Origin of the sequence: Agromyces mediolanus, from assembly GCF_023715325.1 — a bacterium.
Classification (GTDB): Bacteria; Actinomycetota; Actinomycetes; order Actinomycetales; family Microbacteriaceae; genus Agromyces; species Agromyces mediolanus_A.
Genome location: NZ_JAMBNX010000004.1, coordinates 50,635 through 71,779 on the forward strand (window position 1 = coordinate 50,635; position 21,145 = coordinate 71,779).

The 21,145-nt window shown below is 67.1% G+C and carries 29 protein-coding genes; 1 reads left to right on the forward strand and 28 read right to left on the reverse strand.

Annotated features, from left to right (window positions below; all coding sequences use genetic code 11):
• Window positions 1-126: 126 nt before the first annotated feature.
• Genes M3147_RS08385 through purM form a run of 4 tightly spaced genes read right to left on the reverse strand, consistent with a single transcriptional unit; the run spans window position 127 to window position 4,808 of the window.
• Window positions 127-1,461 (reverse strand): cryptochrome/photolyase family protein, encoded by a 1,335-nt coding sequence (locus M3147_RS08385; protein ID WP_251203018.1) that lies wholly within the window; start codon window positions 1,459-1,461, stop codon window positions 127-129.
• A complete protein-coding gene (locus M3147_RS08390; protein WP_251203304.1) occupies window positions 1,458-2,942 on the reverse strand; it encodes an SDR family oxidoreductase in 1,485 nt (494 codons plus the stop codon). Before M3147_RS08390 ends, M3147_RS08385 begins: the two co-directional genes overlap by 4 nt.
• Complete coding sequence (locus M3147_RS08395) at window positions 2,939-3,697, reverse strand: LLM class flavin-dependent oxidoreductase (protein ID WP_251203019.1); 759 nt, start codon at window positions 3,695-3,697, stop codon at window positions 2,939-2,941. Before M3147_RS08395 ends, M3147_RS08390 begins: the two co-directional genes overlap by 4 nt.
• Before the next feature lie 7 nt (window positions 3,698-3,704).
• Entirely contained in the window at window positions 3,705-4,808 is a 1,104-nt protein-coding gene (gene purM / locus M3147_RS08400) for a phosphoribosylformylglycinamidine cyclo-ligase (RefSeq protein ID WP_251203020.1), read from the reverse strand.
• Window positions 4,809-4,848: 40 nt separating this feature from the next.
• On the opposite strand from purM, the gene M3147_RS08405 reads away from it, so the two are divergent.
• The gene (locus M3147_RS08405; protein ID WP_251203021.1) at window positions 4,849-5,454 is read left to right on the forward strand and encodes a zinc-binding alcohol dehydrogenase; all 606 of its coding nucleotides are present in this window, start codon (window positions 4,849-4,851) and stop codon (window positions 5,452-5,454) included.
• 41 nt (window positions 5,455-5,495) lie between these two features.
• Here the strand turns inward: M3147_RS08405 and M3147_RS08410 are convergent, their stop codons facing one another.
• From M3147_RS08410 to M3147_RS08525, 24 genes are all read right to left on the reverse strand, one after another.
• A complete protein-coding gene (locus M3147_RS08410; protein ID WP_251203022.1) occupies window positions 5,496-6,116 on the reverse strand; it encodes a hypothetical protein in 621 nt (206 codons plus the stop codon).
• The gene (locus tag M3147_RS08415) at window positions 6,113-6,628 is read right to left on the reverse strand and encodes a hypothetical protein (RefSeq protein WP_251203023.1); all 516 of its coding nucleotides are present in this window, start codon (window positions 6,626-6,628) and stop codon (window positions 6,113-6,115) included. Before M3147_RS08415 ends, M3147_RS08410 begins: the two co-directional genes overlap by 4 nt.
• 76 nt (window positions 6,629-6,704) lie before the next feature.
• Complete coding sequence (locus M3147_RS08420) at window positions 6,705-6,977, reverse strand: hypothetical protein (protein ID WP_251203024.1); 273 nt, start codon at window positions 6,975-6,977, stop codon at window positions 6,705-6,707.
• Window positions 6,978-7,059: 82 nt separating this feature from the next.
• The gene (locus tag M3147_RS08425; RefSeq protein WP_308201052.1) at window positions 7,060-7,437 is read right to left on the reverse strand and encodes an Imm8 family immunity protein; all 378 of its coding nucleotides are present in this window, start codon (window positions 7,435-7,437) and stop codon (window positions 7,060-7,062) included.
• Between the two features lie 18 nt (window positions 7,438-7,455).
• On the reverse strand, window positions 7,456-8,112 hold the full coding sequence (locus M3147_RS08430; RefSeq protein ID WP_251203026.1) for a hypothetical protein: 657 nt from the start codon (window positions 8,110-8,112) through the stop codon (window positions 7,456-7,458).
• Window positions 8,105-8,773 (reverse strand): hypothetical protein, encoded by a 669-nt coding sequence (locus M3147_RS08435; RefSeq protein WP_251203027.1) that lies wholly within the window; start codon window positions 8,771-8,773, stop codon window positions 8,105-8,107. Before M3147_RS08435 ends, M3147_RS08430 begins: the two co-directional genes overlap by 8 nt.
• 137 nt (window positions 8,774-8,910) lie before the next feature.
• Entirely contained in the window at window positions 8,911-9,402 is a 492-nt protein-coding gene (locus M3147_RS08440; RefSeq protein WP_251203028.1) for a hypothetical protein, read from the reverse strand.
• Window positions 9,403-10,087: 685 nt separating this feature from the next.
• Window positions 10,088-10,519 (reverse strand): hypothetical protein, encoded by a 432-nt coding sequence (locus tag M3147_RS08445; RefSeq protein WP_251203029.1) that lies wholly within the window; start codon window positions 10,517-10,519, stop codon window positions 10,088-10,090.
• 161 nt (window positions 10,520-10,680) lie between these two features.
• Window positions 10,681-11,085, reverse strand: coding sequence for a hypothetical protein (locus M3147_RS08450; protein ID WP_251203030.1), 405 nt, complete (start codon window positions 11,083-11,085; stop codon window positions 10,681-10,683).
• A complete protein-coding gene (locus M3147_RS08455; protein ID WP_251203031.1) occupies window positions 11,082-11,912 on the reverse strand; it encodes a hypothetical protein in 831 nt (276 codons plus the stop codon). Before M3147_RS08455 ends, M3147_RS08450 begins: the two co-directional genes overlap by 4 nt.
• 154 nt (window positions 11,913-12,066) lie before the next feature.
• Complete coding sequence (locus tag M3147_RS08460) at window positions 12,067-12,771, reverse strand: Imm52 family immunity protein (RefSeq protein WP_251203032.1); 705 nt, start codon at window positions 12,769-12,771, stop codon at window positions 12,067-12,069.
• 189 nt (window positions 12,772-12,960) lie between these two features.
• A complete protein-coding gene (locus M3147_RS08465; protein ID WP_251203033.1) occupies window positions 12,961-13,560 on the reverse strand; it encodes a hypothetical protein in 600 nt (199 codons plus the stop codon).
• 33 nt (window positions 13,561-13,593) lie between these two features.
• Window positions 13,594-13,920, reverse strand: coding sequence for a hypothetical protein (locus M3147_RS08470; protein ID WP_251203034.1), 327 nt, complete (start codon window positions 13,918-13,920; stop codon window positions 13,594-13,596).
• 437 nt (window positions 13,921-14,357) lie between these two features.
• On the reverse strand, window positions 14,358-14,537 hold the full coding sequence (locus M3147_RS08475; RefSeq protein ID WP_251203035.1) for a hypothetical protein: 180 nt from the start codon (window positions 14,535-14,537) through the stop codon (window positions 14,358-14,360).
• Window positions 14,538-14,829: 292 nt separating this feature from the next.
• Window positions 14,830-15,423, reverse strand: a complete 594-nt coding sequence (locus tag M3147_RS08480) for a hypothetical protein (protein ID WP_251203036.1) — start codon at window positions 15,421-15,423, stop codon at window positions 14,830-14,832.
• Window positions 15,420-15,989, reverse strand: a complete 570-nt coding sequence (locus M3147_RS08485; RefSeq protein WP_251203037.1) for a hypothetical protein — start codon at window positions 15,987-15,989, stop codon at window positions 15,420-15,422. Before M3147_RS08485 ends, M3147_RS08480 begins: the two co-directional genes overlap by 4 nt.
• A 167-nt stretch (window positions 15,990-16,156) precedes the next feature.
• On the reverse strand, window positions 16,157-16,615 hold the full coding sequence (locus M3147_RS08490) for a hypothetical protein (protein ID WP_251203038.1): 459 nt from the start codon (window positions 16,613-16,615) through the stop codon (window positions 16,157-16,159).
• An 89-nt stretch (window positions 16,616-16,704) separates the two neighbouring features.
• The gene (locus M3147_RS08495; RefSeq protein ID WP_251203039.1) at window positions 16,705-17,136 is read right to left on the reverse strand and encodes a hypothetical protein; all 432 of its coding nucleotides are present in this window, start codon (window positions 17,134-17,136) and stop codon (window positions 16,705-16,707) included.
• Window positions 17,137-17,154: 18 nt separating this feature from the next.
• A complete protein-coding gene (locus M3147_RS08500; RefSeq protein ID WP_251203040.1) occupies window positions 17,155-17,478 on the reverse strand; it encodes a hypothetical protein in 324 nt (107 codons plus the stop codon).
• Window positions 17,479-17,498: 20 nt separating this feature from the next.
• The gene (locus tag M3147_RS19510) at window positions 17,499-18,797 is read right to left on the reverse strand and encodes an RHS repeat-associated core domain-containing protein (RefSeq protein ID WP_251203041.1); all 1,299 of its coding nucleotides are present in this window, start codon (window positions 18,795-18,797) and stop codon (window positions 17,499-17,501) included.
• A 196-nt stretch (window positions 18,798-18,993) separates the two neighbouring features.
• Window positions 18,994-19,611, reverse strand: coding sequence for a hypothetical protein (locus M3147_RS08510; protein ID WP_251203042.1), 618 nt, complete (start codon window positions 19,609-19,611; stop codon window positions 18,994-18,996).
• Window positions 19,608-20,111 (reverse strand): hypothetical protein, encoded by a 504-nt coding sequence (locus M3147_RS08515; RefSeq protein WP_251203043.1) that lies wholly within the window; start codon window positions 20,109-20,111, stop codon window positions 19,608-19,610. Before M3147_RS08515 ends, M3147_RS08510 begins: the two co-directional genes overlap by 4 nt.
• A 42-nt stretch (window positions 20,112-20,153) precedes the next feature.
• The gene (locus M3147_RS08520; RefSeq protein WP_251203044.1) at window positions 20,154-20,768 is read right to left on the reverse strand and encodes a hypothetical protein; all 615 of its coding nucleotides are present in this window, start codon (window positions 20,766-20,768) and stop codon (window positions 20,154-20,156) included.
• Complete coding sequence (locus M3147_RS08525) at window positions 20,765-21,121, reverse strand: hypothetical protein (protein WP_251203045.1); 357 nt, start codon at window positions 21,119-21,121, stop codon at window positions 20,765-20,767. Before M3147_RS08525 ends, M3147_RS08520 begins: the two co-directional genes overlap by 4 nt.
• Between the last annotated feature and the right edge of the window lie 24 nt (window positions 21,122-21,145).

Genomic DNA, 21,145 nt, shown 5'->3' on the forward strand with positions numbered 1-21,145 from the left:
GCCTAGAAACGGGCCCCGCATGGGCCACAGGGAGAAAACTCCTCGCGCGCACCCCCAGCTCGGGTGCATCTGCGGCCCCGCGCCGAGCGCTCGCTCGGCTCGCTCAGCTCCCTCGGCCCCGCGCGCTCAGCTCCCGCGGATGCGGGCGTACGCGGCGAGCGCGCGCTCCCGGGTGAAGGGCAGCTCGACGATCGGCATCCGCCCGGCGCTGTCGGGCGCCCAGCGGCCGACGTAGCGGCCCTCGGGGTCGAACTTCTTCTCCTGCAGCAAGGGGTTGAAGATGCGGAAGTAGGGCGCGGCGTCGGCCCCGCAGCCCGCCACCCACTGCCAGTTGAACGGGTTGCTCGCCTGGTCGGCGTCGACGAGGGTGTCCCAGAACCAGCGCTCGCCGACGCGCCAGTCGGTGAGCAGGTTCTTGGTGAGGAATGAGGCGGTCACCATGCGGACTCGGTTGTGCATGGCCCCGGTGCGCCAGAGCTCGCGCATGCCGGCGTCGACGAGGGGGAACCCCGTCTCGCCGCGCTGCCAGGCGCCGACGAGCTCCTCGTCGGGCTCGGCCCACTCGAAGGCGTCGAAGCGGCGGTCGAGATTGCGCTCGGCGAGGTCCGGGGCGTGGAAGAGGGTGTGCCAGGCGAACTCGCGCCAGCCGAGCTCGCCGAGGAACGCGGCGGACGCCGGGCCCGGTTCGGTGGCGCGGTGCCACACCGTGCGCGGGCTGAGCTCGCCCCAGCGCAGGTGCGGCGAGAGGTTCGAGGTCGCGTCGATGGCGGGCACGTCGCGGTCGTCGGCGTAGTCGTCGACGCGTTCGTCGAGGAAGGTCTCGAGCCGTTCGAGGGCGGCGGCCTCCCCCGGCTGCCAGGTCTCGGCGAGGCCGCCCGCCCAGTCTGGGCGGGTGGGCAGCAGCGCCCAGTCGTCGAGCCGGTCGGAGTGCACCGTGCCGGCCGCGTCGCGGAGCGAGTCGGGCGCGTCGAGCGGCCGCGCGGGCGGCGGTGCGGCGAGGCACGCCCGCCAGAACGGCGAGTAGACGCGGTAGGGGCCGCCCTCCTTCGTGGTGATCGTCCACGGCTCGTGCAGCAGGCCGCCCGGGAAGGAGTCGGCGGCCAGGCCCGCGTCGCGCAGCCCGCGTTTCAGCACGGCATCCACCTCGCGTTCCGCGCCGCCGTAGCGGCGGTTCCAGAGCACACGGTCGGCGCCCGCCTCGGCGGCGACGCGCGGCACCTCCTCGCCGGCCGGGCCGCGGCGCAGCACGAGCGTCGCGCCGAGCTCGGCGAGGGAGACGGTGAGCGCGGTGAGCGAGTGGTGCAGCCACCAGCGGGCGGCGCCGCCGAGCGGGCGGATGCCGGCGGATGCCTCGTCGAGCACGTAGACGCAGACGACGCCGCCCGGGTCGTCGGCGGCGGCCGCGAGCGCGGGGTGGTCGGCGATCCGCAGGTCGTCGCGGAACCAGACGACGGTGGTCACGAGCTCGCTCCCGCGTGCTCGCGCGCGCCGGCCTCGGCCTCGGCGGTGATGCGGTTCGCCATGCCGGCGAAGATGATGCCGTGGAAGGGCAGGATGGCCCACCAGTACAACCGGCCGGCGAGCCCCTTCGGGAAGTACACGGCGCGCTGGTGGTAGCGGGAGCCGCCGCCGGGCGCCTCCTCCGCCGAGAGCTCGAGCCAGGCCCGGCCCGGCACCCGCATCTCGGCGCGCAGCCGCAGCGAGCGCCCGCGCTCCAGCGACTCGACCCGCCAGAAGTCGACGACCTCGCCCTCGTGCAGCTCGTGCGGGTCGCGGCGGCCGCGCACGAGACCGACGCCGCCGACGAGCTTGTCGATCCAACCGCGCACCGCCCACGCGAGCGGGAACGAGTACCAGCCGTTCTCGCCGCCGACGCCCTCGATGACGCGCCACAGCTCGGCGGCGGGGGCCGCGCAGGCGCGGGTGCGCTCGTCGGTGTAGACGGTGTGGCCCGCCCAGTCCGGGTCGCTCGGCAGCGGGTCGCTCGGCGCGCCGGGGGCGGCGGCGTTGCGCCAGCTCGTCTCGACCTCGCCTGCGCGCTCGCGTTCGAGGGCGAGGCGCACGGCGGTGCGGTAGGGCAGCAGGCCCTCGGCGGGCGGCGGGATGACCTCGTCGATGTCGTGGTCGTGCATGACGCAGTCGTACTGCAGCGACTCGATGATGGGCACGGCGAGCCGGCGCGGGATGGGGGTGACGAGGTTCACCCACTGCCCCGCGAGCCACGGGGTCAGCACGGGCAGTGCGGCGATGGGCCGCTGCGGCAGGCCCGCCTCGACCGCGTAGCCGTTCATGAGCTGCCCGTAGCGCAGCACGTCGGGCCCGCCGATGTCGAAGGCGCGGTTCACCTCGGGCGGCGCGTCGAGCGCCCCGATCAGGTAGTGCAGCACGTCGCGCACCGCGATCGGCTGGATGAAGGAGCGCACCCAGCGCGGCGCGGGCATGTACGGCAGCACCTCGGTGAGGTGGCGGATCATCTCGAAGGAGGTCGAGCCGGAGCCGATCACGACGCCCGCCTGCAGCACGATCGTCGGCACGCCCGAGCGCAGCAGGATCTCGCCGACCTCGGCCCGCGAGCGCAGGTGGCGCGACAGCGGCACGCCCGGCGGGTGCAGGCCGCCGAGGTAGACGATGCGGCGCACGCCGTGCTCGCGCGCGGAGGCGGCGAACTGCTCGGTCATGGCGCGCTCGCTCGCCTCGAAGTCGCCGGGCGCGCCCATGGAGTGCACGAGCCAGTACGCGGCGTCGACGCCGGTCATCGCCTCGTCGACCGCCCGGCGATCGGTGAGGTCGCCCTCGACGATCTCGACGTCGCCGGCCCAGGGGGCCTCGGCGAGCCGGGAGGGATGCCTCGCGATGAGCCGCACCTCGTGGCCGGCCGCGAGCAGCCTCGGAACGAGCCGTCCCCCGAGGTAGCCGGTCGCGCCGGTCACGAGCACCTTCATGGCGTCGGCAGCCACTCCGCGGTGCGCTCGACGAAGCGTTCGAGCTCGTCGAGGGAGCCGCTCGGGGTGATCGCGCGCAGCACGAGCTCGTCGACGTGGCCGTCGTAGGCGGCGAGCCGTTCGGCATCCGCGATGGTCGTGTCGATGGCGTCGAAGCCGAGCCGGGCGAAGTTCGCCGCGTACGCGGGGAACGACTGGTAGCGCGCGGACTCCTCTTCGAGCGGCGGGCGGGCCGCTTGCTCGACGATGGTGCGGGCGTAGAGCACGGCGCGCACCTCGCGGCCGGCGGCCTGCCGGTGCAGCTCCGAGCGGGCGGCGGCGCCCGCGTCGGGGGTGAGCCAGTTCAGCAGCACGGCGTCGGCCTCGTGCGCGGCGAGCTCGCGCATCTTGGGGCCGAGCGCACCGACGGCGAGCGCGGCCGAGGTGCGGGCGCGGAGCTCGGTGAGGCCGTCGCGCACGAGCCCGAGCGGCTTGTCCGCACGCCCCGAGCCGATGCCGATGAGGGTGCGCGCGGCGGGCAGGCCGTCGAGGTCGAGGGAGGCGGCGGGCCGGCGGTCGAGCGGGATGACGCCCGTCGCGAGGCCGAGCCCGCTCGTGACCGCGGCCGCTTCGCGGAGGCCGGCGAGCGAGTCGCCGCCGGGCACGTCGTTCAGCCAGAGGGCGTGGAAGCCGAGCTGTTCGATGCGGGGCGCGAGGGCCCGCACGTGCTCGGCCGGCGTGGTGCCGATGAGTCCGATCGAGTACGCGGTGGCCATGTCGGTCTCAGCTCGCGTAGCCGCCCACGAGGCGAACCGCGCCGCCGTCGACGCCCTTGGCACCCTGCTCCCAGCCGTCGCCCGGGGGCGTGCCGAGGGCGACGGTGCCGAGCCGCCAGGACGGCAGGCCGAGCCGGTCGAGCTCGGCGACGACCGCGTCGGCGGCCGAGTCGGCGACGACGGCGAAGAAGCCGACGCCGAGGTTCCAGGTGCCCTCGGTCGATTCGAGGGTGGTGCCGGCGAGTTCGTTCAGCACCCGGAAGACGGGGGCCGGCGACCAGGTGGTGCGGTCGAGCTCGGCGTAGGAGCCCTTCGGCAGCACCCGGGCGAGGTTCGCGGCGAGGCCGCCGCCGGTGACGTGCGAGAGGGCGTGCACCGCGGCGCCGTGCTCGCCCTCGAGCAGCTCGACGAGCTGGCCCGAGTAGAGGCGGGTGGGTTCGAGCAGGGCCTCGCCCCAGCTCGTGCCGAGCTCGGCGGCGTGGTCGCCGTAGCCGATGCCGGCGTCGCGCAGGATGGCCCGCACGAGCGAGAAGCCGTTGGAGTGCAGGCCGCTCGAGGAGATCGCGATGACGGCGTCGCCGTCGCGCACCTTCTCGGCGCCGAGGGCGCGGTCGGCCTCGACGATGCCGACCGCGGCACCCGCGACGTCGTAGTCGTCGGCGCCCATGAGGCCCGGGTGCTCGGCCGTCTCGCCGCCGACGAGGGCGGTGCCGGTGTCGGCGCAGGCGCGGGCGATGCCGGTGACGATGGTGGCGATGCGCTCGGGCACCACCTTGCCGCAGGCGATGTAGTCGGTCATGAACAGCGGCTTCGCGCCGACCACGACGATGTCGTCGACGACCATGCCGACGAGATCTTGCCCGATGGTGTCGTGCTTGTCGAGCGCCTGGGCGATGGCGATCTTCGTGCCGACGCCGTCGGTCGAGGTCGCCAGCAGCGGGCGGGCGTAGTCCTTCGCGAAGGACAGGTCGAAGAGGCCGGCGAAGCCGCCCACCCCGCCGAGCACCTGCGGCCCGTGGGTGGCGGCGACCTGCGCCTTCATCAGTTCGACGGCGAGGTCGCCGGCGGCGGTGTCGACTCCAGCCGCGGCGTAGGACGAGTTGGCGCTCACCCTCCAAGGGTAGCGGCGGTTGGGCGACTAGAATTCAGTCATGCATGCGGGGGCGACGCCGTCGTGGGTGATCCGTGAGAATGCGGGTCGCGGAATCCTGCTCGCGCTCTATCTCCGCGAGGTGCTCGCGGTCGGGGCGCCCGCCGAGCTGCCCCGGCTGCGCGATGTCGGCGCGGTCGGCAGCCGCGCCCCCGACGACGGGCGGCTCGAACGCCAATGGCGCTCGTGGTGGGAGATGACCGTCGAGCCGGAGGAGCATCCCTCCCCCGTGCCGCTCGAACTCGTCGAGGCGTACGGCACGGCCATCGCCCTGCCGCGCAGCGGCGCCGAGGAATTGGCGCGTGCCGTCGTGCCGCACGCGGGCGCGGCGCTCGCGTGGGTGGAGTGGGCCGAGGAGAGCTACCGCACCGCCTCGAAGTCGCGCCGCGGCGACTCGTACCGGGCGTACGCCGGCACCATCGCCGAGCACGAGCGCGAGGTGGGCCGCCGCGCGCACTCCTTCGAGCTGAACGTCGAGGTGCTGCCGCTCGCCGAGGTCGGCGTCTGGTGGATCGGCCGCAAGACCGTCGCCGTCACCGACTCGCTGCGCAGCGACGCCGCCGCCTTCGACGACGCCATCCACCCGATCATCGCCGAGCTGGCGTAGCGCGGTCAGGCGCGGAGCGCGCCGCTCGCCGGCGCGTTGCTTCAGTCGTCCAACGGAAGGGCGGCGATCCAGCCGATGTCTCCCATGTTCGGGTCGCGGTCGAGCGCCCGCCACGCGGACATGGCGACCTCGAAGCCGTCGACAGACCACGGATGAAACCGACCGGTGTTGCCGTCGAGGTTGCCCATCACGGCATCCGTCAACAGCGCCTTCAGGATGACGGCACCCAGCTCGCGCACCCGCTCGTCGGAGACGCCCGGAAACGCTCGCCGGATCCTCCACGGCAACGCCCAGAGCTCGACGTAGTCGTCCTTGAGCTCCTCGCGGAAGTCCGAGACGATCTCCTCGACGATGAGTTCGTCGAAGCTCCACTCCTTGCGGAGGTACACCCATTCCTCCCCCTCGTTCAAGATGAGGGCCATCGGGCGTGGAATCCAGATCGCGGCGATCTGCACCGCGTACTCCGACGTGAAGTCGGCGACGACGCGGCGCTCCGCGAGGGAGACATCCGCCCGGTCCTCCTTCCCCGGATCGTGATCGAAGAGGAACCGCGCTGCGATCACTCCGCCATCCCAGCGAACCGCCACTGCGCGGAGCCCCGGCGTCACCAGCCCCCGGAGCGCCCGCCGCATCGACAGCAGCACCGAGACTCTGAGCGTCATTCTGGGCACCTCTCTTCAGGACCAATGACTACCGAAGCACCCTGCCCACCCGCATCGGTCTCGCCGGTTTCCAGATGCGCGGAGAACGGGTGCCCGCCGTCGTCGGGATCCAGCCCGATCACCCGACCCTGCTCGAGGCCGGTGAGCTGGAATCCGTCGATCGCGAGCCGGTCGCTCTCCCAACGAAGTCCCGCATGGTCGAACGCCACGAGCGTCCACGACGTGTGCAGCAACAGCAGTCCCACCGACGCCAGCGCGGTCGCCTGCACGATCGGCTCGGCATCCACCACCGTCTCGAACCCGTCGCCGGTGCGCGCATCGCCATAGAACGCGCTGCCTCGTTCGACGATGCACGCCGTGCCGGGGTCCGGGGTGGCGAGCAGGGCGCTGAGGCTCCGCACGCCCGGCCGCGGAGCGGCGAACGACGCGATCCAGCTGTCCGCTTCGTTCGGTTCGAATCGGATGACTCGGCGCCGCCCGTCGGCGCCTGGCGCGGCGAACTCGCGGTCCACGCCGGACGAGGGAGATCCACGTCGGTGACGACGTAATCGGCCGGGAAACCCTCCGGCGCGTTCCACCGTTCCGGGGTCATGCATCCTCCCCTGAATCCTCGGCGAGCGCGCGCAGGAACTCCGCCAGCGGCAGGGTGAACGTTCGCTCCGTATCCAGGTCGTCGTCGATCGTGACGAGTGCGCTGCCAACGTCCACGGTCACGTTGAAGACGTTGAAGGTGCATTCGCGGATCCCCGACGTCAGGCACGCGGTCTCGCTCAGCAAGAGCGTGCGAACGTGCGGCGTCGCGTCGCTCGCGAGGAAGTCAAGGAGGACCGCTCGGCCGGTTCGGGGCGCTGCGTCGTTCACGAGGCCCTCGAGAAGTAGATCGGTCCCATCGACCTCGACGCCGTAGGCGAGGGTGTGCTCGGGAAGGTGTCCACGCGACGCCTCAACTGCCTGGGCGATGACGCGACGGATGGTAGTCCTCGAACTCCCAGTACCCGATCCTGGCGATCCGCTCGCCGATCGCGTTCCAATCGTCGCCCACGACCGACTCCACCGAAGCGCAGAGGAAGTCGCACGCCACGCGAAGGTCGAGTTCTTCGACGATGAGCAGGTGGCGACCGATGCGCGGACGATCACGAGCGACCGCATCGTCGGCCAGCCAGAGCGGGGTGCAAACGAGCACGTCGAAGGACTCCTCGCCCGATTCGCCTGCCGGCCCCACGAGCATGCGGAGCCAGACGGCATCATTTCGTCGGTCCGGGGACACGTACGTCGCAATGTCCACATCGGAGCTCATGAACGCTCGCACGCTCGCCCTCACGGTTGCCTCACCATCCGCTCACGGCGCACTCGCGTGTCGCTCGGATGCCGCGACCCGCTGCTCGATCTGACCGAGCACCTCGATGAGCTGGGGGCCGCGCATCGGCGAGGTTCCGAGCGGGTACGGCCGATGCGGCAGAAAGGCGATGACCTCGCCAGTCTCACGACTCGTGCAGGCGATCGCATCAACCCGTCCAACATGAAACTCCTCTGGCCGGATGCTGACCCCATCGAACTCCGCCCAGTCAACTGATGCCAGCAGTTCTGAGCTCCCCCACACTCGGTGGATCTCCAGCCGCAGATCGGACAGCACCACGACGAAGAACTCGTCCCACCCAGAGGTCAGCACCGGCCTGTGAAGGAGCGCGGTGAGCCGATCGGGGAGGTCGACCGGTCGACGGGCGAGGTACACGGGGTAGGTGGTCCGTCGCCGCATCCGCTCATACGCGAGCACCTTCGGCACTCCGAATGTCAATGCCATGAGCATCCAGACCGCCAGGATCGCGAGCAGGCCGATGCCTACGACGCCGACCAGTTCCCACCCTCTCGACTCCGATTCGGCGAACCCGCCCATCACCTTCACGACCACCACAAGACCCAACGGGATCGCGGTCGCCCATGCAGCGAGCCGCAGCGCGCGCGAATGCGGCCGGCGGCGCTTGGCGCGGTCAGACATCGGTGTCTCGCCCGTCCCGACTGAGCGCACGCGTTTGCCGCCCGAGCTGCGAGCGCAGGGACTCAGCCGCGGTCGCCAGTTCTGCTGGCCTCATCTTGCACATCCACAACGAGCGGGGTCGCTGAGGAAGGAACTCCACCCCGGCGACCTGCTCTGCCGTCAACGCGGTGAGCGCAGGCGCCCGACCGATCGAGAACTGGGCCTCCGCCACCGTCACGTCGATCACCTCGGCACATGGAATCAGTGCGATCGGCACGTCGGGGCCCAGCAGCCGAAAGAACGTCAGCCCCTCGGCTTCAACCGCGACGATCACGTGTTCGGTCCACGGGGAGCGCACCACGGGCCGCCTCATGACCGTGCTGAGCGCGCCGGAGAGCTGCAGACTCTTCCGAGCGACAAACACATCGCCCAGGCTCCGGGCTCGCAGCTGTCGGCAACGCCGTTCCATCAGCAGCCCGGGGACGAGAACGATAGCCGCAAGGATCCCGACGACGACCCCGAGCGCTGCAAAGATCCAGCTCAGCGCTTCCCATCCACGCTCAGGCGAGGTGGCGAACGCGTCGGTGACCTTCATCCCCTGAACCAGCGCCACTGGCACGGCGGGGATGGCGAAGAGCAACGTGATTCGCATCACCGGCGACAGCGCGCGGCGACCGCTCATGAACCCTCCTTTGGGATCGCCGGATCACCGGATCACCGGATCACCGGATCAAGCGAAGAGCTCTCTCCGTTCCTCGTACGGTTGATTCAAGCATGAGCGGCTCCTCTGCGCGATCATCTCCGCGGACGACACGACGGTCACTGCCTCACCAACCGCGTCCAGCCCTTGGAGCTGTCGAGATCGGGAATGATGTCGAGCGTCCCCTGGAACCCGAGGACGCCTCGCCAGAGACGAAGGCTGCGTCCCCCGCCGGGCTGGATCACCGCCAACGGATCCGTCGAGGTGACGACGACCGACATCGGCTGCACGGAATCGATCGACCACTCTCCATGGAAGTCCTCGATCGGATGCGGCTTCGGCACGCGCCCCTCGGACGGACTCGTCGAGAGTACGAGGTTCTCCGAACGAACGGATCCGTCTCGCTCGAAGGTGAGCGTCCCACCGCTCCCGGTGCCCCACACACCGACCACGTCATCCGTGCTGAGCGGCAAACCTGACACGATCGGGGGCATCACATAGACGAACCCGAAAGCTGCGACCGCTACGAACCACACGGAAGACCACAGGATGACCCGCTTGAGTCGCATCCGCGCCGGCGCACGCAAAGCCGCCTCGATCGGGCCGCTCACCCGAACAACTCCGTCGCACACAGCGTTCTGAGTTGCTTGAGCTGCCGCTCAGTCTCACGCCGGTTCACGCGAGTTCCCACGATCGCACGGCACTCGACACTTGCTCGGCGCTTCCCGCCAACACAACGTGGAACGGCACGGCCGGCCCGGTCAGGTCACTTCTTCCGCTCCTACGCGACGTCGCCACGGGATCACTCCGTCCGCCTGACGAATCGGTCCTCGCCGCGAGCAGAATCAATGTCCGCCACCAGCACAAGGGTGAGCTGACCCCAGATGTCACGAGCGGAGAACAGCTGGAGCGTTGCCTCGTCCGTGTCGGAGACTTCGACCCACAGCTCGTTCTCGGCCGCGAACCAGTGCGCCAGGATCCGCTCCCGGAGACCAGTTGAGTCACATCGGGGCGAAAGCCCGACCAATCCCGCAACTCGACGTCGTGGACCTCCGCAGTGCCGTCAGCGCTGATCTCGATCGTTCCGCCGGTGGTCTTGCCCACCCAGGTACCCACGACCTCTCGGTCGCTCAACGGCTGCCCTCCCATGGACGTCGCGTTGATCTGAGCGAACACGAACGCGTACCCCATCAGGCAGGCGACCACGAGCGCAGTGGCCCACACCCACGTCCGCTTCCACCACGGTCTGCCGATCCGGGCCACCGGCATCCGGTCAATGCTCCCAATCGCCATCCCCTACGACCCCGTCTCTGAGTGCGACTGCTGCGCTCGTTCGTAGACGGCCACGTACCGCCAGTACGCGATCCCGACGATCAGCGTGATGAGCGACAAGAACCAGATCGGCGGGAACTGGAAGGTGATCGGCCACCAGATAGCCAACGCCACGACCGGTCCTCCGAGGAGGCCGCCGACGACGGCGAGCCAGAGCGACGACATCCGATCGATCGAAGCGAGCCGTCTGCAGGCGATCATGATCGACCCGACGAGCATCAGCACCGACAGGAGGACGCAGAAGTACGCGGCGCCGACGAAGATCGCCCAGAAGAGCATGACCGGGTTCCGGACCGCCTCCACGATGATCACGGCGAGCACGCTCGTACCGGCGATCACGCCGCCCAAGTACGTGTACGCGAGGAACGGCGACCAGCGCAACGACCTGACGATCATTGCGCTTCCACTCGGACTACGCGGCCACCATCGCGCTCGTAGGCGTAGCGGAGCTCCACCTCGCCGCCATGATCGACCAACACGGCCTCCTCCGTGTATGCCGACGGCGGAGGAGAGAGCGGCCCGAGTGGGATCTTCGTGTTCCTCGAACCACTCATCGCTCAGCGCTCTCCCTCGGTCGGGTCGATCAAGAAGACGGGCGCCTCCGACTCGATCGTGAGCGTGCCGAAGTCGCCGACGACGACGTACGCCTCGCCCACCTTCGAGAAGGAGTCGATGGAGCCGAGGTCCGTTTCGCCGGACGGGTCGATGCCCGCACGTACCAGGCCATCAGCCGACCAGAGCAGCGTTCGGATCGAGTCGAACACGAGCGCGCCGCGCCGGTAGCAGTACTGCTCACCCGGCGGGGGCGGCGCAAACTCGGGATGCGACTCCGTCAGCACCGCATCGACGCGGAACACGATCCGGTCGGCGTGCCGAACGATCTCCAGCACCCAGCTGTCTTCGAAGGAGAGATCCTCCAGGCCAGGGATGCCCGAGTAGTCGACCGTCTCGCCCGCGCTCATCCGCCCCACTTCAAGTACCGCCCGCCGCCTGGTCGCGCCCCGAACGCCCGGAACGCGAACGACTCGATGACGTCGGCCCACTCGGCGGGACTGCGCCTCGTCTCATCCACCCGCAGCTCCGCCCCGCTGGCGTCGGCAACGCCGTAGATGTCGCGCGCGCCACTGCGGGTCAGGATGTTGGCAAAGTGGACGGTGTCCTCGTAGCCGAACCACGCGATCACGGCGCCAGCGCCGAGGGCCTGCGCGAGATACGCGCCTACGGCGTCCTCCACCTCGTCAGGGAGCCCGCTGAACCTCAGGTCGTACTCAAAGCACAGGAACTCTGGGGAGAAAGACTCCAGGTCCTCCAGCTCGTACGTCCGCACACTATCGGGCTCCGGAGCGAACCGGATGGCGGGCACAGCTCCGCCGGCGCTCCGGGGCCAGAACGTGAACAGGCTCAGCGTCCGCGTCGCCGACCCCCATGACACCGCGTCATCGAAGCGGTCCATGCGAGCTCCGCCGTATGCCTCGTCAAAGGCCACGACCGCCTCCACCGCGACGGACCGGATCTCACTCCACTCATCGCTGCCGAGATCATCGAACCGCCACCCGAGCGTGTCAGAGTCCAGCATGCCGTCAAGACGCCGGCACAGAGACTCGCAGCGCGGAGCCCTCCGGCGCAGTTCGCCAGCCAGGGGAACGAAGTAGCCATCGAACTCGAGAGCAAGCTCATCGAGCAGGTCCGCTGTGCCGAGTGCTGTCAGGTACCTCATCTGATCAGCGGGAGGAGACGCGAGCCGGGTCAGGGCGTCCCGGAACGCGGATACGAACGCTCGCGTTGTCACGGGATCATCCCTGCCACGTCCCCACTTCGTCGATTCACCCGCCCAAGGGCTGTGGCCCCCTGGTGGCCGCCAACAAGTCCTATCCCAACCGCAGGCGCCCCGCAGGAGCCGGGATGTCTGGAGCATACTCGGCCTTCATGCACCGTATTGCGGCCTAGCGAACGAACGGGATCGGGGCCAACATGCCAAGCGCCCGCAACCTCGCACGAAGCTCGACAACGTTCTCAGCGTCAACGTCTGCAATCGAATTCGCGCTCGCAAAGAGCACGCCTTCACCTACGCGCTCACCAAAGCCAAGTGCGGGCGCATCCGACGCGTGCTGCAGGTACGTCAACCATCCGATGGCCGGTTCCCGTGGAGCCGGCGATTGCGCGACGTGCAGGTCGTGCGTCACCCAGGTGGCCCAGTCCGGAGCCCACGCCTCCACGACCGCCTTCATCAGCGCTTGCCCCACATCCAGCGAGTACAACCCCGCTGAGCTCGCATCCAGCTCAGGAAGATTCAGCACGAAGCTGTTCAAGACCGACGGCGTACTCGGATCAGCACCAGCAGTGAGGCTGAGTCCAATCGCTGGGCGGGTGCCGTTCCACGCCCCAAGTGAGAACCCGAGATCCTCGATGATCGCACCGTCGTCATCCCGGTTCCGCCCGCGCTCAAGGAGCGCAGTCAAGGACGCTTCACTCACGTCAATCGGCGTCTTCGCCGACTTCCTACTCCCCCCACGCTGGAACCAGGTTCTCAGGGCAGGATGTAGGCCCGCCATCGCGGCCAAGCACGAAGCGAGACGCTCGGCAATCTCCGCCGACGACTCCACCCGCCCACCCCAATAGGCACCCAGGAATGAACTCTGCACTGACACGTCTCTACCTTGCCGGAACATGGACAACATTGATCCCTGAGATTGGGTGATAGCTCCTTCGGGATCTGCGCCCATCGCTGCGCGCGTCCTCCACCCGGCCTGCCAATGAGGCACTACCGAATCGACTAGGTGTAGGCGACGTCTCGCCGGTGCCGTTCGTCATCCATGCCAGCCACCACGCCAGCCGAACTACTTTCGACGCTTCAGTAAAACGGTCGCTTCCTTGCCGAAAACGGGGTCGCTCCGGAGGGAGTCAACGACTTCGCGTCCGCGGTCTTCGCCGACGTTGAGGATCGGGCGGATGAAGTAGATCCGGGACTGACCGCGTTCCTCAACGGACAAAAACTCGATCAGGTCGTCGAGTTGCTCCTTCGTCGCACAGGCAGCCAGCGCGACCGCCGTGCCTTCTTCCTCGCCCGCATCCCTGGCATTCAGCCAGCGCTCCTTGAGCCGCGTCCAGAAAGCCACCGAGGGCTTCACCGCCAACGCTCGGCCCAAGCTCTCCATCACGCGTGCGGGATAGCCACCGCGCTCCAGATGCTCCATCAGCACCGGCAGCGCGGCCAGATAGGGCTCCGAGGTGTTCACCAGATCCCAGACAGAGTCGACTTGGACACCTGCTCCGCGCACGTCTGCAACGATCGGGTGCTCCGCCTCACGGAGGAGCCGTGCCCGCGCCTGCCGCTCTGCCTCAGCCGCCTGAACCTTGCGTTGATACTCCGGGTCGTTCCGAAGTTCAGCCATGAGATCCGTGGCACTGATCCCAGGCCTTTCGTTCCGTCCCGTCATGGGATGGACCTTAGCCCGCAGATGAGCACGGCCTCAGTCAACTCGCGAAAGGTAGACCCAACGCACACGCTCGTGTGGCGACAGCCGACGCCATTCGAGGACTTCGAGCAGAAACTCCACCTCGAGGTCCGGGCCAACCAAGCCTTCGAAGTCACCCACTATGTCGTCGATGTCTTCGTAGTCCGGTTCAGTGACTTCGGAGAGCTGAAACCTCAATCGCAGTCTCGTCCCATCCACTTCGACCCCATAGGCGAGCGTGTGCTCCGGGATGTGTCCTCGCGATGCTTCCACCGCCTGGGCTACGGCGTAGTTCTCCCAGACAGGTGCTCGGGCGGGATCCTCGGGCGTGGGGTACTTCATGGCTTCCAATTCGGATTAGGGGGGAGAACGCTCGGCGCTCGCATCCCCTCGATGAAGAAACGTCAGTCAGCTGCTTGGCGTGTCCTGCTCCATGTCGGTGGCCCGTTCATCAGCCGTCGGAGGGCTGTCTGCGAGATAGGCAAAGCGCGAAACTCCGTCGGAAGTCGTCCTCATGAACAACGCGCGGCTGTACTCCCATCCTTCCTCCCGCATTTGGATTGATCTTCCGCAGACGTACTCGATCAAGAGCCCCCCCGGGATGCGCGAGGTATGGGGACCGGTACTCCTCGCGATCGGACCACCGCGAGAACTGCCGCGGCTCCATCAGATAGAACGATGGCGGTGTACTTCCGAATGCAATCCCCGTCAGCTCGGGCGGGTGGGGATCGAGCACCTCGGAGACACCGAGTGGCACGACCAAGACCGGGACGATTCCCTCACCATGGCCGCGAGCCAGCGACCCCAGCTGCGTCAGAACTGCTGCCCAAGGTCTTGATATCGGGGGAGTCTGGGATGCCGTCGATCGCAGTTACATGGTCGGTCTCGAAGAAGCTCCCGGTGATGCGCATCCTCTCGACAGCCTCATCGAACCAACGCGCAAGCTGCTCGTGCATCATTTTGGAACTCCCTACCCGTTCTCGATCGAGAGCTTGCGTCTCACCATCAGCGTGTGTGGTCCTCGATCGCGTTCGCGAACGCCGCCTTGTCAAGGTCGCTCAAGGGCATCCCCCATCCCGCTGGTGGTCGAATCTCATCCAACTCGATATCTGGAGCAAACCGCGTGGGGCCCGACGCGCTCCAGTCACCGCGATCCGCTGTGGTCATCAAGATAGCGCTGTCCCAATCTCGTTGCGCGAAGAGCGAATGGCGCGAAAGCGACCGCTCGATGTCTGTCACAGTCCGCGCCGGCTACGCCAGCGTGACCCCCCATGCCGAGGTGAGACACTCATCATCGATCATCCGCCGGGCCTCAGTCTCGTCAAAGAACACCACCAGGTTGTCCGGTGAGTATTCGGGGACGCCATCGCTCAACTCGCCGAGCGCAAAAACGACCGTATGCGATCGACGGCCGCCGGTTTCGATTCGTAGCGACCACGGTCTGGGAACGATTGAGCCCTGCATATCGTCAATCAATCGAAATCCGACGCCAACGGTTCCAATCGACTGACCGACAACGCGCGCCCAGCATGACTCGTCGCTCACATCAACATAGTCGAGAAGGTTCGTGGATTTGAGGGCCCCCTGGTCGTGGAGAACGATTCGCATACCCTCCGCGAGGCCGGGGGTAGCCCATTGTATTTCGAGAGCCCGTCCGCCGCTGAGGCCCAGCACAACACCCAGTTCCACTTCAGATACCGCCCGCTCACCACATGCGGCGGAGTACGCAGTCCCATATGGAATCGTCACGCTGGCAGCCACTACAACCCGCCCCCGGAGGAATCGTGCGAGCTCGGGCAGCGGCGCATCATCCGGGCTATGCACCCCGGCCGGTTCAACGATCACTTGAAGACTCCGAAGTATTGGAGAACATTGTGCTTATCAACTGCGGCACCGATGCCATCGCCTCGGATGTAGACCGTTCCGCCACGTGCGCGTCCAGTTGTGATGACCTGTGTGCGTGTTGTCGGCGACGTCAGAATATTCTCGAGGAGCTCTTGCCCTGCCGTATTCATGTCCTTTCCTTGCACATGGGGGAGTTCCCCCCCCCCCCCCCGACCCATGTGCTTCTGATACTCTCGCCCAGCATTCGTGAGATTACCCTTTCGCGGGCTCAACCCCGAAGCAAGGATGTCATCGACACTGTTACGAGGGAACCCCACTTCACTGGTTCCATCGCCGATGCAGTCGAGCGACTCGAAGAGATTGCACGGGTCGTCATCGTCCGGCGGGGTGGCTGGTGTGCTGATGTCAGCTGCGGCGGCATCCTTCGCGGCTTCCGCGTTGGCGCGTGAGTCGGACGAGTCGCCGCTCATCGAGAGGATCGTGATGCCGCTTCCAAGGCCCGCGACCGCGGCCCACGAGATCGCCTGAAGTGCCGCGGCAAGCGCGGCCCCGACACTGCCGAGCACACGACCCCAATCCACCTGAGCTGCGATAGCACCACCTCGCACGTGGGCGAGGTTCTCCCATACGCCCAGGCGCAAGCTGCACGTGACGAGCGGCGACCCCTGGCTCGACTCGAGAGAGCGTTCAAGGGCCGCACGGAGCATCTCAACGAACGATGAGGAGATTGCCCTTACTCGGATTCGACCACCGCTTCGAGATCGTCGAACGCCACCGGCCCTTCACCATCGCTGCAGCGCAGCAGTAGCCGATTCTCAGCACCACTCACTCGCATCCCAGCGTTGCCGAGCCATGCCTGCGTGACTGCATGGCCGCCAACCTGACGCCGCCACACGTTCCACACTTTGAGCAACGCGTCCGGCCTGACATTCCGGAGGGAGACAACCACGTTGCCCGGCGCGGTATCGGTCCACAACACCAGGTCGTGGATGCCTCGCTCCTCAGGTACATCGAAGACGCCACCACGGATCTTCAACCGAAGGCCCTGCACGGGTGCCTGCGTGGCGCGCACGAACGTGACTGCCAGCGAACGCGGAACCCGTTCGAACTCGTAGACGCCATGAACCAGTTCACCGTCGTACTGAATCGTCGTGGAACGACGCTCCGCAAACAGCTCAGCAAGCTCAACCATTGAATCCCCTCAGTAGCCAGGATGCCGATACGGGTCGACTGCGGCATGGTCCTGAGGCCAGCGCGGAATCCCGCGCCCGCGGTAGGGCCTCAGATCGACCTGCGTCGCCATCCGCCAGGACCCACGTACGGCTCCCCGCGCCAGACGTACCTCCACTGTCCGTCTCGCTCTCCGATCTCAATCGCCCGCTGCCACCCGCTCACGGTCAGCGGGAACTCGAGATATGGGTCAGATTGAAGCTGTTCGAACGAAGCTCCACGGGTCGCCGACCAAATCGCGTGCATCGCAGCGGGGTCGGTCCCGTCGATCTCCCGGTTCTGAACGTAGTCAATGACGTCCACCCAGCCCGAGTAGACGAGTTCGGACGCGATCCCCAACGCGATCATGCGCATCAGCTCGTCCTCGTCGCTCCCCGTGCGCAACATCGCAATTCTCGTGAGCCCAGCCATGCTGACATAGCTCTCGCTCGCTTCGAGCAGCGCCTGCTCAACGAGCGGGAGCCGAAGCTCCGCTTCACCCATCCGATCACCTTCCGTCTCTCACTCGACGTGAACCTTCTCCTGAATCTTTGTTCCGGGGAGCGTGAACTCGATCGTCCCTCCGCCTGACTTCGAACCATGCCGCCATTGCAGACGAGTCCCGTCCGGCAAACGGTACTGCTCGATCTTGTACTTGGGGCCTTCGACGACGCCCTCCTTTCTCGCGCCTTGCGTCCAGCGCAAGAACAGCGCCTTGAGTTCCTTCTCCGAGTTCACCACGTACCCAGTCGTCTTACCAGGAGACAACGAGTAGAGATCAGCGCGGATCGATTGAGCAGTCGCCTCGCCTCCGGTAGCCCCCCGATTCGCGGCGAACGCGCGCATGCCCAGGCCTACCAGAAGGCTCAGTACACCAACCTCGATCGCATCCTGAGACGATTCGCGTATCGCTTGGTCAAGAGGGAGGGGGCGGAGATGTTCTCGTCAACAGGGGGGTCAACGGTGGGTGGGTTTCCTCGCGCCGCGACATACGCATCGGTGACCGCGGCTTGGTCGGCGGCCTTCGCTTGCTTCTGCCGATCTTGCTTGGCTCGGTATCCGGGCGAGTGGAAGTCCGCATCCGCGCTGGGTTCAGATACCCGCAAACCACTGGGGTCGCTCATGCTCGTCGGGTTGTTGTTCGCGTACGCGTACCCGTTCCACTGCTGCGGATCCGCGAGATCCAGCAACGGGTCCACGCTCAAGAACCGACCCAACGTCTCGTCGTAATAGCGGGCGCCGAGCAACGTCAACCCCGACCCATCACGCGTCAACCCCAGGAACTGCCGATCGCCCGGCACCGTCGCAGCCCCCGACCCGCCACGGGCCGCACCGAACGGATCCGTATACATCCGATCGACCTTCGTCGTATCCGGGCGTTTCGTGTTCGGCACCGACGCGACCGGCGTGCCATGCGCATCCGACACCAACGACGACACCCCGGCCAGGCCACCACCCACGCGCACCGCGACCGTCGACCCGCCGAACCCGTAATACCGGGCCGCCGACACCACACCCGACGTGCTGATCGACACCTCCTGCCCACCGGGCAGGTACACCGTCACCCCAGACGCATCCGAACGCACCACCCGGTCACCATCCGCCGAATACACGAACGACGACCCAGACCCGCCAGACGCACCAGACCCGCCCGACTGCAACGACACCAGCTCGGACTCCGCATCCCAGCCGAGCTGCGACGACACGCCAGCCTCAGTGCGCGACACCATCCGGCCGGCATCGTCGTACCCGTACGACGACGACACCCCGGCACCACCATTCACCGACACCGACGCACCCGTCACCGCATGCACCCCGGCACCACCGGCACCGTGCGTGTACGACGTCGTCGTCACCCCCGACGAGCCATCCGTGGCATGCACCGACTTGCCCGTCCGGTTGCCCACCGGATCGAACTCGTACTCCACCCAATACGGCGCAGCCCCACCCACCAACCCCGGGGCCACCTGATCCGCCGACCGGTCACAGTTCGCGTCCTTCGCCGTCCACGCCAGATCCAGGCGGCGCAGCCCGTCGTAGCCGAAGCACTGGTTGTCCTGTTTCGCAGCCCCCGACAGGGCGGTGTTCGTCGGCCGATCCAGGATCGCCGTGACGTTGCCCGCCGGGTCGTACCGGTACTCCAGGTCGAGCTCCGTGCCGTTCACCCGCTCACGGTCGAGGGCGACCCCGATGAGAAGACGGATGGATGCCTTGGCCCGCAAGCCACGCGCAGCAAAGCGAGCTCATTCCGCCGTATCTAGTGCATCAGCTCAAGCCCTACCGCAAAGCCATCGGCGCTCTGGCCGACCTCAGCGGCCGCGTTCCTTCTGGGCGCTCACCTTTCGGAGCAGCGTGTTCGCCTCACCCTTGGTGAGATACCCGTCCGCCTGCATCTCGCAGCACCTGCTCGCCGTACCCCAGCTTGATGAGCGCCCTTGCCGCCTGAGACGCAAGATAGTCTTCATCCTCCGCCAAAGCTTCGAACAGTACTGGGGCTGACTCCTCCCGCATGGCGGGATAGCGACCCAGGGCAAGCACGTACATGCCTCTATCGTTGGCCCAGCTTGGATCCCCAGCGACCTCGAGGATGCGCGGGTAGAGCGACTTGTCTGTGACACTCGACATCACCGAGCCGACAGTCGCCTGAACCACCTCGACCAGCTCTGGCGAGTCCTCCGGCGTGAGCCGATCCAACTCTGCAGCCGCGGCTCGCGGCCCACGCGGGCGCGCCCACTTCGCCGCGAGCATCGCGAGAATATCCATCTTCAACGCAGGATTGGTCACCTTCGGCAACCACTCCAGCAAGATATCCAACACCTCCGGCGTCCCGGAATCCCACAACTCATTGACCGTCTCGACCGGATGCCCCGCCGCAGCGAGTTCGACGAAGAGCCCAGGCGCCGCGGCACGATACTCCCGCAACGCCGCCAACGAGTTCTCCGCGGCTCGCCGCAGGTGCTCCGGCGAATTCTCAGTCATTGGGTCGATTCGGCGGTGCGCAATCCATTACTCACTCGCCCTCCCGCGCCAACTCGCTGCTGCGCAGCTCTTGCTCGTAGCTCGCCAAGTAGGGCGCCGAGCGCTTCGAGAGCTTCTGGATTGCTGCCGTCGTCGTCCAGCTCCGAAAGAACTCCGGACAGATCGAGGATGTACTGCTCAGAGTTACCGGTCAGCATCGTGTGACGCAAGATCGCCCGTCCACCGCACTCGACATTCATCTCACCACGGTCGACCTTACGGGCGACTTCCCCGATGAACGCCCACCACACGTCATCATCAGAGTGAGCCTCACCGGACGCATCCAATGCCTCGACCAACAACGAATCCACGCTCTCGTAGTCATCCGGATAGAGCGAAGCCAGCGCCACGTCCAGCGCCGAACCGCCCCCCGTCAAAGCGATGGCTGCAGCGTCGACTATCTGCTTGGACGTCAACAACTCGAAGCGCAGTAAGGCGAGAGTCGCGAGAACATCCTTCACCGTCTACCTCACTTCAGCGAGCCGAATCATGAGCCTCTACGACTACGCATCGCCGCCGTTTCTGCGTGCAGCGATGGTCAACCACTGTACGAGCTCAGTGGGGTCAGCATGCGGGGGATGCCGGCGCCGCACTGCATCGAGGTCGATGACAACGCCCCGCACTTCAACCGTGCCTTGCGGGACGGTGTGACCGCGCTCCGCGAGTGCGTTTCGCATGTAGAGCTGCGCTGCCGCTGGCGGGTCAAAGCTCGTATGGAACTTCGGGTCCTCCGTGCGGAACCCCATGATCACCGGGCGCTGAAAGTGGCGGCTCTTCTTGCCCCAGGTGAAGAACTCCCACCGCAAGTTCGGATGCCTCGCGATCATCACCTCACCCAGGTGGATGCCGATGTCATGCGCGATCGAGTACCAAACCACCATCGGCTCACCCGGCCACTCAAGGTCAGGCTCCAGATTCGACAGGAACCAATCGTTCAGCGCCTGAACCTCAGCATCGCTTCCACCGAGCGTGACCCCATCCCGACCGACCAACTCACCCAACATCTGCACCCGCGCAGCACGAGACTCAAGGAACGCGTTGTACGCACGACGCGCCTCGGCCCGTGAAAGCCCGCGCGGGCTCGCCGCGTCCGGATACTCTGCAATGTAGCCCTTCATGCCACCTCCCCGCTCGCACGGTCCGGCGCAGTGTGCCGCCGCCTGCTCGTGCTCCACAGCGCCACCGTCGCACCGTAGTCATCGGTGACCTCGGCTTCGAACTCCCGGTCTGGGAACTGATTCCTGGCATGCAACTTCCAACTCACCGCCATCCGCTCCGCAAGACTCACCAGCGCCCGCTCCTCGGCCTCGGAGTCCGCCTCGAACACCTCCCACAGGTGCAGGCGATTCAACGCCCGCTCTACGACCACCGTCGATCCATGGGCCGTGGTCATCCACTCCTCGAACCGCTCTGGTGAGAAGCGGTCCTTCACCAACACGCAGCCGCGAACCGCCACGAACTCCGGCGTCATCAACTTTGGCGAACAACGCCGCGG